Origin of the sequence: Actinomadura fulvescens, assembly GCF_039533225.1 — a bacterium.
GTDB lineage: Bacteria > Actinomycetota > Actinomycetes > Streptosporangiales > Streptosporangiaceae > Spirillospora > Spirillospora fulvescens.
Map to the genome: position 1 here is coordinate 1,524,770 of NZ_BAAATD010000001.1, position 13,757 is coordinate 1,538,526.

15 protein-coding genes are annotated in these 13,757 nt (G+C 68.7%); 5 read left to right on the forward strand and 10 right to left on the reverse strand.

Annotated features, from left to right (window positions below; all coding sequences use genetic code 11):
* Positions 1–135: 135 nt before the first annotated feature.
* The gene (locus ABD333_RS07030; protein WP_344538750.1) at positions 136–747 is read right to left on the reverse strand and encodes a class I SAM-dependent methyltransferase; all 612 of its coding nucleotides are present in this window, start codon (positions 745–747) and stop codon (positions 136–138) included.
* Complete coding sequence (locus tag ABD333_RS07035; protein WP_344538752.1) at positions 747–1,139, reverse strand: VOC family protein; 393 nt, start codon at positions 1,137–1,139, stop codon at positions 747–749. The genes ABD333_RS07030 and ABD333_RS07035 overlap by 1 nt, the downstream gene beginning before the upstream one ends.
* A 52-nt stretch (positions 1,140–1,191) precedes the next feature.
* Between ABD333_RS07035 and ABD333_RS07040 the strand changes: the two genes are divergently transcribed.
* Complete coding sequence (locus ABD333_RS07040) at positions 1,192–1,860, forward strand: histidine phosphatase family protein (RefSeq protein WP_344538754.1); 669 nt, start codon at positions 1,192–1,194, stop codon at positions 1,858–1,860.
* On the opposite strand, the gene ABD333_RS07045 is transcribed toward ABD333_RS07040, so the two are convergent.
* Positions 1,846–2,724, reverse strand: coding sequence for an NAD(P)-dependent oxidoreductase (locus ABD333_RS07045; protein ID WP_344538756.1), 879 nt, complete (start codon positions 2,722–2,724; stop codon positions 1,846–1,848). The genes ABD333_RS07040 and ABD333_RS07045 overlap by 15 nt on opposite strands.
* A gap of 893 nt (positions 2,725–3,617) precedes the next feature.
* Here ABD333_RS07045 and ABD333_RS07050 point away from each other — a divergent pair.
* Positions 3,618–4,492 (forward strand): IS5 family transposase gene (locus ABD333_RS07050; RefSeq protein WP_410558611.1). Its coding sequence is split into 2 segments (ribosomal slippage): positions 3,618–3,704 and positions 3,707–4,492, totalling 873 coding nucleotides; the frame shifts between segments, so codons are not numbered across the junction.
* Positions 4,493–4,525: 33 nt separating this feature from the next.
* Here ABD333_RS07050 and ABD333_RS07055 read toward each other — a convergent pair.
* The 3 genes from ABD333_RS07055 to ABD333_RS07065 all read right to left on the reverse strand — a co-directional run bounded on the left by ABD333_RS07055 (position 4,526) and on the right by ABD333_RS07065 (position 6,657).
* Complete coding sequence (locus ABD333_RS07055; RefSeq protein WP_344538759.1) at positions 4,526–4,891, reverse strand: VOC family protein; 366 nt, start codon at positions 4,889–4,891, stop codon at positions 4,526–4,528.
* Between the two features lie 236 nt (positions 4,892–5,127).
* The gene (locus tag ABD333_RS07060) at positions 5,128–6,168 is read right to left on the reverse strand and encodes a phosphotransferase enzyme family protein (protein ID WP_344538760.1); all 1,041 of its coding nucleotides are present in this window, start codon (positions 6,166–6,168) and stop codon (positions 5,128–5,130) included.
* 84 nt (positions 6,169–6,252) lie between these two features.
* Positions 6,253–6,657, reverse strand: a complete 405-nt coding sequence (locus tag ABD333_RS07065; protein WP_344538761.1) for a nitroreductase family deazaflavin-dependent oxidoreductase — start codon at positions 6,655–6,657, stop codon at positions 6,253–6,255.
* Positions 6,658–6,738: 81 nt separating this feature from the next.
* On the opposite strand from ABD333_RS07065, the gene paaI reads away from it, so the two are divergent.
* Entirely contained in the window at positions 6,739–7,170 is a 432-nt protein-coding gene (paaI, locus tag ABD333_RS07070) for a hydroxyphenylacetyl-CoA thioesterase PaaI (RefSeq protein WP_344538762.1), read from the forward strand.
* A gap of 944 nt (positions 7,171–8,114) precedes the next feature.
* On the opposite strand, the gene ABD333_RS07075 is transcribed toward paaI, so the two are convergent.
* Positions 8,115–8,981, reverse strand: coding sequence for a helix-turn-helix domain-containing protein (locus tag ABD333_RS07075; protein ID WP_344538872.1), 867 nt, complete (start codon positions 8,979–8,981; stop codon positions 8,115–8,117).
* Between the two features lie 695 nt (positions 8,982–9,676).
* Between ABD333_RS07075 and ABD333_RS07080 the strand changes: the two genes are divergently transcribed.
* A complete protein-coding gene (locus ABD333_RS07080; protein ID WP_344538763.1) occupies positions 9,677–9,889 on the forward strand; it encodes a hypothetical protein in 213 nt (70 codons plus the stop codon).
* 366 nt (positions 9,890–10,255) lie between these two features.
* On the opposite strand, the gene ABD333_RS07085 is transcribed toward ABD333_RS07080, so the two are convergent.
* Genes ABD333_RS07085 through ABD333_RS07095 form a run of 3 tightly spaced genes read right to left on the reverse strand, consistent with a single transcriptional unit; the run spans position 10,256 to position 12,710 of the window.
* Entirely contained in the window at positions 10,256–11,041 is a 786-nt protein-coding gene (locus tag ABD333_RS07085; RefSeq protein WP_344538764.1) for an ABC transporter permease, read from the reverse strand.
* A complete protein-coding gene (locus ABD333_RS07090; protein WP_344538765.1) occupies positions 11,038–11,802 on the reverse strand; it encodes an ABC transporter permease in 765 nt (254 codons plus the stop codon). Before ABD333_RS07090 ends, ABD333_RS07085 begins: the two co-directional genes overlap by 4 nt.
* Positions 11,799–12,710, reverse strand: a complete 912-nt coding sequence (locus tag ABD333_RS07095) for an ABC transporter ATP-binding protein (protein ID WP_344538766.1) — start codon at positions 12,708–12,710, stop codon at positions 11,799–11,801. The genes ABD333_RS07090 and ABD333_RS07095 overlap by 4 nt, the downstream gene beginning before the upstream one ends.
* A 167-nt stretch (positions 12,711–12,877) precedes the next feature.
* Here ABD333_RS07095 and ABD333_RS07100 point away from each other — a divergent pair.
* On the forward strand, positions 12,878–13,757 hold an 880-nt coding region (locus ABD333_RS07100; protein ID WP_344538768.1), incomplete at its 3' end, for a sensor histidine kinase.

Genomic DNA, 13,757 nt, shown 5'->3' on the forward strand with positions numbered 1-13,757 from the left:
CTGCGTTGGGCGGTTTACGTAAGCGTGCTCGCGCCGGGGGCGCATGTCGTCAGCGTGGTTTGCGCCGGGCGGTTCTGCGTCAGCACTTCCTGCGCCGGGCGGTTTAGTAGGCGCGCTTGCGCCGTGCGCGTGTCGTCAGCGTGGTTTGCGCCAGGTGATTGAGTAGCGCCACAGGAGGTGGCGCCGGAAGAGCGCGCCTGGCAGCAGGCGCAGCGCCTCGCTGCGCACCTCGCCCCACGTCATCTCGGGGTCGGCAAGCGGCGCGCCCGGATCGCCTGCCGCACCGCGTTCGCGCAGCTTGTAGTAGTAGTGCGCGGGGACTCCCGCCGCACCGAACGCCAGGTCCCTCAGGCCCGCGTTGCCCGCCAGGCTGATCACGACCAGGCTGCCGCCGGGACGCAGGGCCTCGGACATCGCGGTGAGGGCGGCCGTGAAGTCCATGTGGTGGATGGTCGCCACGCTGCAGACGAAGTCGTGGCTCCCGGGCTTCAGGTCGTGGGAGAGGAAGTCGGCCTCCACGAAGTCGACGTTCGCCAGCCCGGCGCTCAGCGCGCGCGCCCGTTCGATCATCTCCGGCGAGCGGTCGATGCCGGTGACGTGCTCGGCGCGGCGCGCGAGCCTGCGGACGAGCAGCCCATCGCCGCAGCCGACGTCGAGGGCCTCACCGCACCCACGCGGGACCGAGCCGAGCACGAGCCGGTGGTAGTGGGTGTTGTGGTTCCAGTAGGCGTCGGGCGGGGACGTCATCAGGCTCCTCGCGGGTCGCGGCGCAGCGGATGGTCTTCGGGGACCTCGACCAGCACGATACGCACCCCTTCAGGGTCCTCGATCCACAGCTCGTGGAGTCCCCAGGGCTCCTCGCGGGGTTCCCTGGTGATCGTCACCCCGGCGGCGGCGAGGCGGCGGTGTTCGGCCCGTACGTCCCGCACCTGGAGCCAGATCATCGCCGCGCCGCCCTGGCCGGGGGAGTGGCCGCCCGAGACCTCCAGGAACCCCGAGCCCAGAAAGAAGACCACTCCGGGCGAGTCCGGCGGTCCGAACTCCCGGTAGACCGCGAGGCCCAGCACGTCGCGGTAGAAGTGACGGCTGCGTTCAGGATCCGCCGGTCGCAGCAGGATCCGGCTGCTCAGAACCTCCATGACGGTCATCCTCTCTTGCTCGACACGGCGGGGGCATGCCAGCCTGTCACCCGTGCGCGTATGGCTGATCAGGCATGGCGAGAGCGAGTCGAACGCGGGCTTGCCGACCAACGGCCCCGGCGCCTCGCCGCTCACCCGGCTGGGCCGCCATCAGGCCGAACGCGTCGCCGCCTCGTTCCAGGAATCCCCCGAGCTGATCGTCAGCTCCTCGTTCGTCCGTGCGCGCGAGACGGCCGCGCCGACGCGGGAACGTTTCCCCGAGGTGCCGTACGAGGAGTGGCCGGTCCAGGAGTTCACGTATCTCGGCAACCTGCACGGCCCCGCTACGACCGGCGAACAGCGACGTCCGTTCGCGGAGGCGTACTGGCGGCGTGCCGATCCCGGCTACATCAACGGCGGCGACGGCGAGTCGTTCCACGACCTGGTCACGCGGGCCCGTAGCTGCCTGACGCGTCTGGCCGACCGCCCAGAGCAGGGGCTCATCGCCGTCTTCACCCACGGAATCTTCATGCGGGCGGTCCTCTGGTCGCTCTTCACCGGCATCGTCACCCCGGACACCGCCGCGATGCGCGCCTTCCGCACGTTCACCGCCACCTGCGTCGTGCCGAACGGCGCGATCGTCGAGCTCCGCCGAGGCGGACCCGAAAGCCTTCAGGCCGTGGCCGGAGCCACGGCCCATCTCCCGGCTCCGCTGACGTCCTCGCCGTCACCTACCCCCTGACGAGGGGAAACTCGCGAAGTAGCTCGCGGCCATGTCCTCGTCGCCGTGGCCCAGCGCCAGCGCGCGCCGGAACCGTTCACCCGCCGCCTCGGTCATGTCGAGCCGGACGCCCGCCTTGGCGGCGGCCTCGGTGATGAGCCGCGTGTCCTTCTCGGCGTTGCGCACGGCGAAGCTCGGCGTGAAGTCATCCGAGAGGATCGCCCTCAGCTTCGCCTGGAAGTAGGGGCTGTCCATCGGGCCACCGGTCACGACCTCACCGATGAGCGCGGGATCGAGGCCGAGCGCCTTGGTCAGGGCGAGCGACTCACCGATGATCGACGTCATGGCGATGCCGTAGTTGACGGCGGCCAGCTTGAGCCGCGTCGCGGCACCTTCGGCGCCCTCGGTGCCCAGCCACAGCGTCTTCTGGCCGACCGCCCCGAACACCGGCTCCAGCGCCGAACGCGCCGCATCCGGACCCGCCGCCAAGATGACCAGCCGGCCCTCCTCAGCGGGCTGCCGGGTCCCCTGCACGGGAGCGTCCACGAAGGTCAGCCCGTGCTCGGACGCCAGTGCGGCCAGAGGCTGCAACGCGCCAAGGCCGACCGTGCTCATCTGCGCCCAGATCTGCCCGGAACGGAGCCCCGGCACGGCCGATTCCATGGCCGCGAGCACAGCGGCCCCGTCGTTGAGCATCGTGATGACGACGTCCGCGCCGTCAACGGCCTCGGCAGGCGACGCGGCCACGACCGCGCCGTCGGCCGACAGCGGTTCCGCCTTGGTCCTCGTACGGTTCCAGACGTGGACCGCGTGGCCCCCTTTGAGCAGGTTACGGGCCATCGCGGCCCCCATGATCCCGGTCCCGAGCAGCGCGACAGTAGTCATGTTCTCTCACATCCTCGATCGAGTGGTCGTCACGTCAATCTTCCCGCGACCGCCCATGGCGATCGTCACGGTGAGTCCGCCAGGGATGGCCCGCCAAGCGTCCGCCAGGCAGCAGCCCCAGCTCGCCCTAGCCAGCAAAGAACCAGCCACCCCGGGGACGCATTCGCAAACCACCCGCACGCGGCCGCCATAACCATCCGCAGGCGCCCAAGCCGTAGCCAAACCACCCTCCGTAAGCAGAACGACCGTAAACGACCCCCGTCCGTGAAGTTCAGCCATAGGCGGCCCTCCATCCGTAGGAAGCGCAGCTGTAGACACGCCCCACCCCCGTGGATAGCCAGCCCATAGGCGGGCCAGCCTTCCGGGGGCTCAGCCGTACGCGGACGGGCGTCCATGGGCGGCCTAACCTATGGGCGGGCTGCCGTAAGCAGCCGCCACTGCCGTAGGCGCCACTGTCGCAGGCGGCTCGGCCGTCCGCGAGCCGGCGTCCCAGAGCCGCTCACTTTGTCGGCGGGCCGCCGTCCGCAGTCGGCTCACCTGTCGGAACTGTTCGCAGGTGCCCCCAGCCGTAGGCGGCTACCGTCTATGGGCGGCTCAGCCGTAGGAAGGCTGGGCGCCCGCGGGTGGCTCTGTCGCCAATGGAGGCTGGACAGGTCGGCACGGCGGCCCCACCATCGCGGGTGACCAGAGGCGTGAGGCGAGCCCCGGAAAGAGGATCGAGGCGGCCACATGCCGCTCGCCGGCCCCGAGCCGCTGGGCGTACGCGTCGGCGAGGCCAGTCGGCGGGCCGCCGTCCACAGGGGGCTGAGCAGTAGGCGCACCGCCGTCCGAAGACGGCTGAGTACTAGGCCGTGTGTCGAAAGTGGATCTTGAGCTGTGAATGATCACAGTTCATGGGGCGGGGAGATCTCACGGACATGCAGTGGGCGGTACTGGAGGCGTTGTTGCCGAAGGGGACCAGGGCGGACGGCCGCCTGTCTGGCCTCGGCGGCAGTTGATCGACGGCATACGGTTTCGGGTCCGCACCGGCGTTCCATGGCGGGATGTGCCCGTCGAGTATGGGCCCTGGGGCCGCATCTACGACCTGTTCCGCCGATGGCAGCGAAACGGCACCTGGCAGCGGATCCTCACCCAGCTCCAGGCCCTGGCTGATGCGAAGGGTGCGATCGCGTGGGACTTGAGCGTCGACTCCACGGTTTGCCGTGCCCATCAGCACGCGGCCGGGGCCCGCAAGCAGGGCGACTTGCAGAAGGAATCACCGGGCGGCAACTCCACCGAGCCCCGTGATCACGGGTTGGGAAGGTCGCGCGGCGGATTCACCACCAAGCTCCACCTGGTCGTCGAGCAGGGCCAGAAACCCATGTCGATCGTGATCACGGCCGGGCAGCGCGGCGACTCGCCGCAGTTCGAAACCGTTCTGGAGAAGGTCCGGGTGCCCCGCATCGGGCCGGGCCGGGCACGCGTCCGCCCCGATCGCGTGCGAGCTGACAAGGCGTACGCCTCCCGCACGAACCGCGCTTACCTGCGCCGCCGCGGAATTCGCTGCACAATCCCGGACAAGTCTGACCAGGCGCGCAACCGCCAGAAGCTCGGCTCCCGTGGCGGTCGGCCACCGCATTTCGACCGGGCCGACTACCGCGAGCGCCATGCGGTCGAGTGCGGGATCAACCGCCTCAAGAGAAATCGTGCCGTCGCCACCCGATACGACAAGCTCGCCGTCCGCTACGAGGCGACCGTGCTGATCGCAGTCCTTAACGAGTGGCTGTGATGGGCGCCCCGCTGGCCTGCCACGCCAGTGATGTCAGGAAGACGTCAGGCAGAAGGGGTGGCCAGCCGGATCCAGAAGTACCCGCCAGCGTCCGTCGCCGGGCTGATGATCCGGTTTGGCCGCGCCGAGTTCCAACGCCAGCTCCTCCATCGCATCCAGGTCGTCAGCGCGGAAATCCAGGTGGAACTGTTGCGGCATGTCCTGACCCGGCCACTGCGGAGCCCGGTATCCGTCAACCCGCTGGAATCCCAGATCACAGCCGGAGTCACCCGTCAGAGCAACGAACTCGTCCGTACTGAAGAGCTCGCGCATCCCGGTCAGTGCACCGTAGAAGCCCGCCAGCTTCTGCGGGTCGGCACAGTCCAGAGTCACCCCTCGCAGTTCAGCGCCTGGCATCATTCGCTCCTTCGTGTCCGCGGGTCCGACTCCGTAAGCCGCCGCTGCACACGATCACTGGCCCACAGCCACACCGTACTCGCCACATCCACCAATGAAGTAGCGGTTTACCCCTGCCTCAGAGCAACGAGGAGCTGTGACCGGCGCTTTCGATACACGCCCTAGGTGGGCTGGCGTCCGCGGGCAACCGAGTTGTAGGTGGGCCGCCCTCCGTGGCTGGCAGCCGTAGGCGGGCCCCGTCAGCCGTAGGCGGGGCTTTCGGTGGGGAGTTCGGTGTAGGGCGTGGCGAACGCGTCGAGCGTGAGCTCAAGGTTGGCGGACCACCAGGTGACCAGGCCTGCGTCGGGGGAGGGCAAACCGCGTCCGGCCGTACGGTCGTGATCCAGGTAACGGTTCCGCAGAGGCGCGACGTCGCAGAGGCGTTCCCACCATTCACGATGCACGGCGGACTGGATCTGCCCGGCGTCCAGCGGGAAGGCGGCACGATGACCGCGGATGAAGGCCCGTACACGATCGAGGTCCAGGCCGCGCTCGTCCTCGTCGGCGAACAGCCGGGCGGCCGCGCGCACGACCTCGCCCGCGACGGGGCCGGTGGTCAGTGAGTCCCAGCCGAGGATCGCGGTCACGTTGCCGGATCCGCCGTAGCGCAGGTTGCGCTCGTGGAAGGCGCCGTGCAGATGGCCGACCGTCGTGACCTCCATCTCGGGCGGCTGGTGGTCCGCCAGCTCGGCCAGGAGCGCGCGGCGTTCACGCAGGCGGCGTTCGGTGAGCGCGTCGAAGTCGTTCCCCTCACCGGGCAGCGCGTCAAGCATCTCGTCGACCGCCGCCACGGCACTCGCGGCGCACGGCGTGGGGATCAGCATGCTCTGCTGTACGGGCGCGGTCAGCCGGTCGAGCTCGGCATGCAACCGGCCGAGCAGCGCGCCGAGCCGTTCACACTGCCCGAACGTCAGCTCCAGACCATCGCGACGGCGCCCGGTGACCCACGGGTGCAGGACGTACCCGAGGCCGCCCGAGGTCACCAGCGTGCGGCCGGCGCGTGCCGGTACCGGAGCGAGCACCGGCAGGCCGGCGGTGTCGAGCGCGGTGGTCACCGTGTGCCGGAAGAGCAGAGCGCGCCGGTCGTACGCCGCGTACTCCCGCAGGAGGTACGAGCCGTCTCCGGTGTCGACCCGCCAGCACCGACCGTCTCCCACCGGGACCGGCGTCCCGGCGTCTCCGATCTCCCAGCGTCTCAGCAGCCGGGGCGGTGGAGCGGCGGTGTTCTGTGACGTCGGCACCTTGGCACCTCAGCTGCTCGAACGAATGTTCACATGCTGACGGTACACGTCTCTCCGCGTCCGGCGAAAGCGAAGCGCTTTGAATCAACTCGTGCGTTCGAGAATGAGGACCGGAATGTCGCGGTCGGTTTTCTTCTGATAGTTGTTGTAGTCCGGCCAGACGGCCGTCATCTTCTTCCACAACGCGGGCTTTTCCTCGGGCGTCGCCGTACGCGCCCGCGCGGTGAACTTGTCGTCCTTCACCTGGACCTTCACCTCGGGATCGGCCTCGATGTTCAGGTACCAGGCGGGCGGCTGGTCCGAGCCGCCGTTGGACGCCACGATGACATGGTCGTCACCGTTCCGCTGATAGATCAGCGGTGTGGTCCGTTCCTCACCGCTGCGCCGTCCGGTCGTGGTGAGCAGCAGGGTCGTTGTGCCCTGCCAGTCGTGCCCCTCGGCGCCGTCGGTCTCCCGATAACGCTTGACGTGCTCTTTTCCGAACAACATCGCTGGCTGCCCCCTTCGTAGCCTGTCAGACGGATCATGGATGCTCCTTCCCACTCGGCTGTCGATCAATACGCTGAGCGGATGAGCGAGGCAGCGGATGTGGCGCGCCGGTGCGCCGAGGCGATGTACGAACGGGACACCGCGGCGCAACGACTGGGCATCGAGATCACCGACGTGTCGCCCGGCCAGGCGCGGGCGCATATGCCCGTGTCAGCGGCGATGGTCAACGGCCACGGCGTCGTGCACGGCGGTTATCTCTTCCTTTTGGCTGACACCGCCTTCGCCTACGCATGCAACACCTACGACGCCGTGACCGTGGCCGCCGCGGCCGACGTCGTCTTCGTGGCGCCCGCGTACGACGGCGACATGCTGGAGGCCTTCGCCGCCGAACGCACCCGCTTCGGCCGGAGCGGCGTCTACGACGTCACCGTCCGCCGCACCTCCGACGCCACCGTGATCGCCGAATTCCGAGGCACCAGCCGCACCCGCCCAAACCCCGTAATACCGTCCTAGATCCCGGCACACTGACTCGCCCATCGAACGCGGCTGCCCCGAAGCAGTCCGCCGTCAGACAAGGCGTTCTCAAAGCGTTCGCTGGACGCGCCCGACCTCGAAGCGGCTCACTCCCGGGCGGGGCTGCCGCCGAAGTGTTCTGCTGTGAGGCGCGGCGGTCGCGGAGCGTCCGCCGTCGCACGCGGCGACCGAAGCGATTTGCCCCTGACTACCGGTGGCTCCGAAGCAGTCCGCTGTCGGGCCCAGCGGTGGCGGAGTGCCCGCCGTCGGGCGCGGTGGTTTCTCGAAGTGGTTCAGTCTTGAGCGTGGGCGGTCCCGAAGGGGTCTGCTGTGAGGCGCGGCGTTCGCGGAGCGTCCGGTGCTGGGCGCGGTGGTTTCGAGGTGATTTGCCTCTGAGTGCGGTGGCTCCGAAGTAGTCCGCTGTCGGGCACGGCGGTGGCGGGGTGTCCGTCGTCGGGCGCGGTGGTTTCTCGAAGTGGTTCAGTCTTGAGCGTGGGCGGTCCCGAAGCGGTCTGCTGTGAGGCGCGGCGTTCGCGGAGCGTCCGGTGCTGGGCGAGGCGGTTTCGAGGCGATGTGCCCTTGAGTGCGGGTGGCTCCGAAGCAGTCTGCTGTCGGGCACGGCGGTGGCGGAGTGTCCGTCGTCGGACGCGGTGGTTTCTCGCAGTGGTTCAGTCTTGAGCGTGGGCGGTCCCGAAGCGGTCTGCTGTGAGGTGCGGCGGTCGCGGAGCGTCCGTTGCTGGACGGGTGGCTTGGCATATGCGCTGCGAGCGCGGGTGGTCCCGAGGTAGCCCGCTGTGAGGTGTGACGTGGCGTTCGCGGAGCGTCCGTGGTTGGGCGTGGCGGTCTCGAAGTGATTCGCCATTGGACCTGGTGGCTCTCGACGCGGTCCGCCGTTCGGTCGGCGGGTGCCACAGAGCATGCCGCCTCGGTGGCGGCCGTGTGGGTCAGGTCTGGCGGAGGATGTCGGTGAGGATGCCCACGGTGTCATCTGGCCGGACGGCCGTGATGCACGTGTTGTTCATGGCCTTCATGTAGAGGTCGACGTCGGCGGGCTTGTCGAGGTAGAGAGCGCTGGTGAGCTGCTCCAGGTAGACGACGTCGGACAGGCCGGGTTCGGCGAACCGCAGGATGGTGAACGGGCCTCCTGCAGCCGCGTGGCCTCCGGCGCCGAACGGCACCACCTGGAGTGTCACGTTCGGCAGTTCGGCCATGGAGATCAGATGTTCGATCTGGGCGCGCATCACCTTGCTGCCGCCGAGCGGACGGCGTAGCACGGCTTCGTCAAGGACGGCCCAGAGCATGGGCGCGCCGGGCGAGGTGAAGCGTTCCTGGCGAGTCATCCGTACCCGTACGCGGCGCTGCACATCGTCCTCAGACGCCTCAGGGAAGCCCAGCCGGACCACTGCGCGAGCGTAATCCTCGGTCTGCAGGAGCCCAGGCACGAACTGGACCTCATAGGTACGGATGAGGGAGGCGGCCTCCTCCAGGCCGAGGTAGACCTCGAACCAGCTCGGGAGGATGTCGCCGTAGCGGTGCCACCAGCCGGGGGTATTGGCCTCGCGGGCGAGTTCCAGCAGAGACGCGCGTTCGGCCGGGTCGTCGACGCCGTACAGGGTGAGCAGGTCGGCGATATCACGTTCCTTGAACCCGACTTTGCCGAGCTCCATCCGGCTGATCTTGGAGTGCGAGCCGCGGATTTCGTAGCCGGCCTCTTCGGTGGAGATGCCGCGGGCCTCACGCAACCTGCGGAGCTGCGAGCCGAGGAGGATGCGCAGCACGGTCGGGCCACCACGACGCGGGTAGTCGATCAATTGACCGGTCTCGATGTCGCCCTCGGACTGAGGGGTGTTGGCAGCTGCGTCCTGGGGCAAAGGGTCACCCAGCCAGTCGACGGGCCCGCGCGAGCGGAGAACGGTCCTCATCGTAGAGGATCAGACCCTGTTTTTGGGAAGAGTGAAAAAATTGCACTCGGTGCCCAGATGCATCCGTGGTATGGGCCCGCAGCGAGTCGTTATGCGACGCCGCCTCGAACGACCGGGTGGTCACATATCCAGAACCGCCGATCACACAACCGTACGGCCAATCCAGTTGCCGCAGCGGGACTCGACACGATTTATCCGGAACGAGAACGCGTCGTCGCTCAACGCAGTCACCGCCCGCGGCTTGGCCCCCTACCTCGATAAGTGTCGCGCGGCGTCAATCCCCTGAACTTGAGGGTGACCGATTGTGCGGTATCCGGTCAGGTCGTCTACCGCTTGCAGGGCTTCTCTGGTCAGGTGATGAAGCTCTCGTCTACCCGTGTGAACGATGGGAATCCCCGCGAGGTCTTATTGATTGGGACTCATGTGCCAGACGTTGGCCATGTGGTCCGTTCTAAGGTGACCACCGCGTATGTGGGGAAATCATGCACTCGAACATCAGTCAGCCCCCGGAGGTCCGTTTTCTGACTTCGGGTGACGTCTCCGACGCTGAACGTGAAGCGGCGGACCAAGCTGTACGAGCCGCGTTGCCGGAAGCCCCGGGCGCGGTCACGGCGGCCCAGGTGACCCTGAGCGTCGTGAACGACTCGTCCCTCCCGCGCCCGGCCCTCGCCCAGGCAGTCGTCGAACTGAACGGCCGTCGCCTGCGCGCCCAGGCCGCCGCGCCAGACCTGTCCGAAGCCATCCAACTCCTCCAAGACCGTCTAGCAGTCCGCGCCGCCTACCTACGCGCCGGCTGACGTAGCCGTGGACGGCGCACCCCTACGAGGGCGCGCCGTCCACACCAGACCGCCCGCGCCGTCCACACCAGACCGCCCGCGCCGTCCACACACGCCGTCCACACACGCCGTTCACGCGCGCCGTGCACACACGCGCCGCACCCTGCGCCGTCCTTGGCGTGGTGGTCCATGCCATCCGTACGCGCGCTCTGCCCACGCCGTCCGTGTGCGCGGTCCTTCTAACGCCGTCGCTGCCGGGGGTGCGGCGTTCGTCTGCGATGTCTATGCACGCACGTTGTTGGGGCGCGTTGTCCATGCGTGCCGTTCGGGTGCCTGCTCATCAATGCCGTTCGCGTGTCCGTCGGACAGCCGGTCGCGCCGGGTGCGTCAGTGGACATCGCGGCGGTTGAGGAGGATCGCGGCGGTCGTGAGGGGAAGCGCCGCGTAGGCGATGAGGACGGCCAGGGCGACGGGCGGCGGAAGGACGGAGCCGAAGACGGAGTTCTCGTTGTCGCCGCCGATCACCTGTTCCGGAAGACCACCCAGCATGAACGAGCCGAGCCGTTCATTCCACGGTGCGGGAACATGCACGGTGACGATGGGCACCACGTACCAGAGCATGACGATCGAGACGATCGCGCCCGCCGTTGACCGCAGGATGACAGCGAGACCAAGGCCGAGCAGCGCGTAGACGGTCACGGCGGAACCCCGGGCGAGCAGTTCGGGGAGTTCGGCGACCACACCCAACGGCTGCCCCCGGATCGGGCGGTCACCGATGATCAACCTGACCATGAAGAACGTCCCGAGCGTGATCGCCGTTCCGACCAGCAGTGCCACCGTTCCGACCACGGCGGCCTTGGCCAGGAGCAGCGTCCGGCGCCGGGGGACGACGGTCAGCGTCGTACGGATCATTCCCGTGCGGTACTCGCCGGTGATGCCCAGGACCCCCAAGATCGCAAGGCAGAGCCCGGTGACGTCGGCGTTCAGCGTGGAAAGGGACGACAGAGCGAAACGAGCGCGTTCCTCGGGGGTGAGGCCGTCCCACGTGTTCGCCGCGTACAGCGCGAGCATCACCGCCATGGCAAGGAACGCGAGAGGCACCGCCAGCGTGAGATACGTCGAACGAACCGACCGCAGCTTGAGCCATTCCGCCGCGAAGACGTCCTTGATCATGAATCCCTCCGTACAAGAACGATCAACCCGGCCACCAAAGCGATCACCGCGTACGCCAGCAGCACCAACAGAGCGGCGACAGATCCCAGCACCGGATCCGCGGTGTCGCCCGCGATCTGCCCGGCCAGGTTGGACGGCAGGACCGCCGCGAACCGCTCGCCCCAAGGCGACGGCAGGAGCGGCGCCAGCCCCGGCAGAACGAAGAGCAGCGCGCACAAGCTCGTCACCGCTCCCGCCGTCGAACGCATCGCCGTGCCGAGGCCGAGTCCGACCAGCGCGACCACGACCGCCGAGAGCCAGAGGCCAAGCAGCCACGGCAGCTCGTCTGACACCGGTGTACGAAGGTCGGCGATCGCCCGGTCGCCGACGATGAGACGGCCCAGCCCGAACGCGACTCCGACACTGAAGAGTCCGGTCACCGATCCCACGGCTCCCACGGCGGTCGCCTTACCCGCGAACAGAACGCCACGTCGCGGCACTGCCGCAAGGCTCACCCGGATCAACCCTGTGGCGTATTCGGACGTGATGGCAAGGAGGCCTAGCACCGCCATAGCGAGGGGCAGGGCAAGTACTAGGGGTTGTTCGGCTGGCGCAACCTGGAGTTCGGCTTGCCGCTGAGGCGACAACCCGTCCCAGTAGTGCGCGATATAGAACGACCAGACCGCGCACAGCGCGACAAGGCCCGCGACGGTCGCAAGTATCCAGTGTGTGGAACGGGCCGAACGGAGCTTGAGCCATTCAGCGACGAGCACGTCCGTCATCGGCCATCGCTTCCGGCGCGGTAGTCGACACTGTCGGAGGTCAGCTCCATGTACGCCTCTTCCAGGGTGGCGGTGCGCGGGGTGACCTCGTACAACGGAATCCCTCGCGCGGCGGCCAGATCGCCGATCTCGTCCACCGCGAGTCCCTGCACGGAGAGGGCTCCGGAGGACGCGATGTCCACGGTCGCCCCGGCTGTCGCGAGCGCGGCGGTGAGGTCCGCGGACCGTGGCGAACGTACGGTCACGCCCCGCCTGAAACGGTCGGCGAGCTCCCGGACGGAGGTGTCGGCGACGAGCCGCCCTCGGCCGATGATGACCAGGCGGTCGGCGGTGAGTTCCATCTCGCTCATCAGATGGCTGGAGATCAGCACGGTCCGGCCCTGGGCCGCCAGCGACCGCATCAGTTCACGAATCCAGCGGACCCCGTCCGGATCCAGTCCGTTGACCGGTTCGTCGAACATCAGCACGCCGGGGTCGCCGAGGAGCGCGGCCGCGATCCCGAGGCGCTGCTTCATCCCGAGCGAGAAACCGCCGGTCCGCCTGCGAGCGACCCCGGCCAGGCCCACCTGCTCCAGCACCTGCGCGACCCGTCGCGTACCGATCCGGTTGCTGCGCGCAAGGCATCTGAGGTGGTCGAACGCGGATCGTCCACCGTGCAGGGCGTTCGCGTCCAGCAACGCGCCCACCTCGCACATCGGACGCCGCGACTCCGCATAACGTCTGCCGTTGATCAGTGCTTCACCCCCGGAGGCGGCGTCGAGACCCAGCAGAACCCGCATCGTGGTGGACTTGCCCGCGCCGTTCGGCCCGAGGAAGCCGGTCACGGATCCCGGTGCCACCTCGAAGGAAAGGCCGTCGACCGCGACGGTCCGGCCATAGCGCTTGGTCAGCTCGCGTACTTCGATCACGGCGGTCAGCCTGGTTCACCGGGCGTTCCCGCACATCGGAGCAGGGACGGGAACGCGCCGTCCTTCCCCGGTCGTAGATGAACGCGGCACGCCGGGCCGGCTCAGACCCAGGTATGACGTCCCCCGGCCGGAGGTGGCCCTGGACCTGGGCGGATACCGTCAGTTCCGTGGACGATCCCGAGTTGCGCTCCTTCGTCGTGCGCCGGCTCGACCGGCGTCGGCTGATGGGGCTGGACGCCCTGGCGGCACTGGCGTACACCGTCATCGTGATGGGCGTCACCGCCCGGAAGGACACCGCGCCGCCGGTCGACTTCCTGATCGTCGCCGCGAACGGGCTGCCCCTGGCCGTTCGGCGGATATGGCCGGTACCGGTGTTCGGGGTGACGCTGGCGATGTCGGTGCTCTCAATCGTTCTCGACCTGCCCGGTGACTGGTTCGTGGCACCGGCGTACGCGCTCTACGTGGTCGCCCTCACCCAGCCGCGCCGCCGCTGGATCCCGACGTCCACGATCGGCGTGCTGAGCGCGCTGTCCCTGCTGCTCGGAGCCACGGTCGGCCCGAACGGCCGGGCCGCCGGCGCCATCGGTGCCGTGATCATCGGGTTCGCCGTCATGGGCGGCGCCTGGACGATCGGCCGCGCCCTTCGCGAACGCCGGGCGTACGCGCGCCACTCAGCGGCCCAGCTCGCCGACCGCGCCGTGACCGACGAACGCATCCGCATCGCCCGCGAGCTCCACGACGTCGTCGCGCACAGCATGAGCCTGATCGTCGTGAAAGCCGGAGTGGCCAACCACGTGGCCGAGGAACGTCCGGACGAGGCCCGCGACGCCCTCCGGATCATCGAGGCAACCAGCCGGACGGCGCTAACCGAAATGCGCCAGCTCCTAGGCGTACTCCGCACAGGCACAGACATCTCCCCCCACCCCCAACCCACCGAAACCACCCCCCACCCACCCACCGCCCACCCGCCCGGCGCAGCCAGTGCCGACCCGCCCAGCGCAGCCACCGCCTACCCGCCCAGCGCAGCCAGCGCCGACCCGCCCGGCG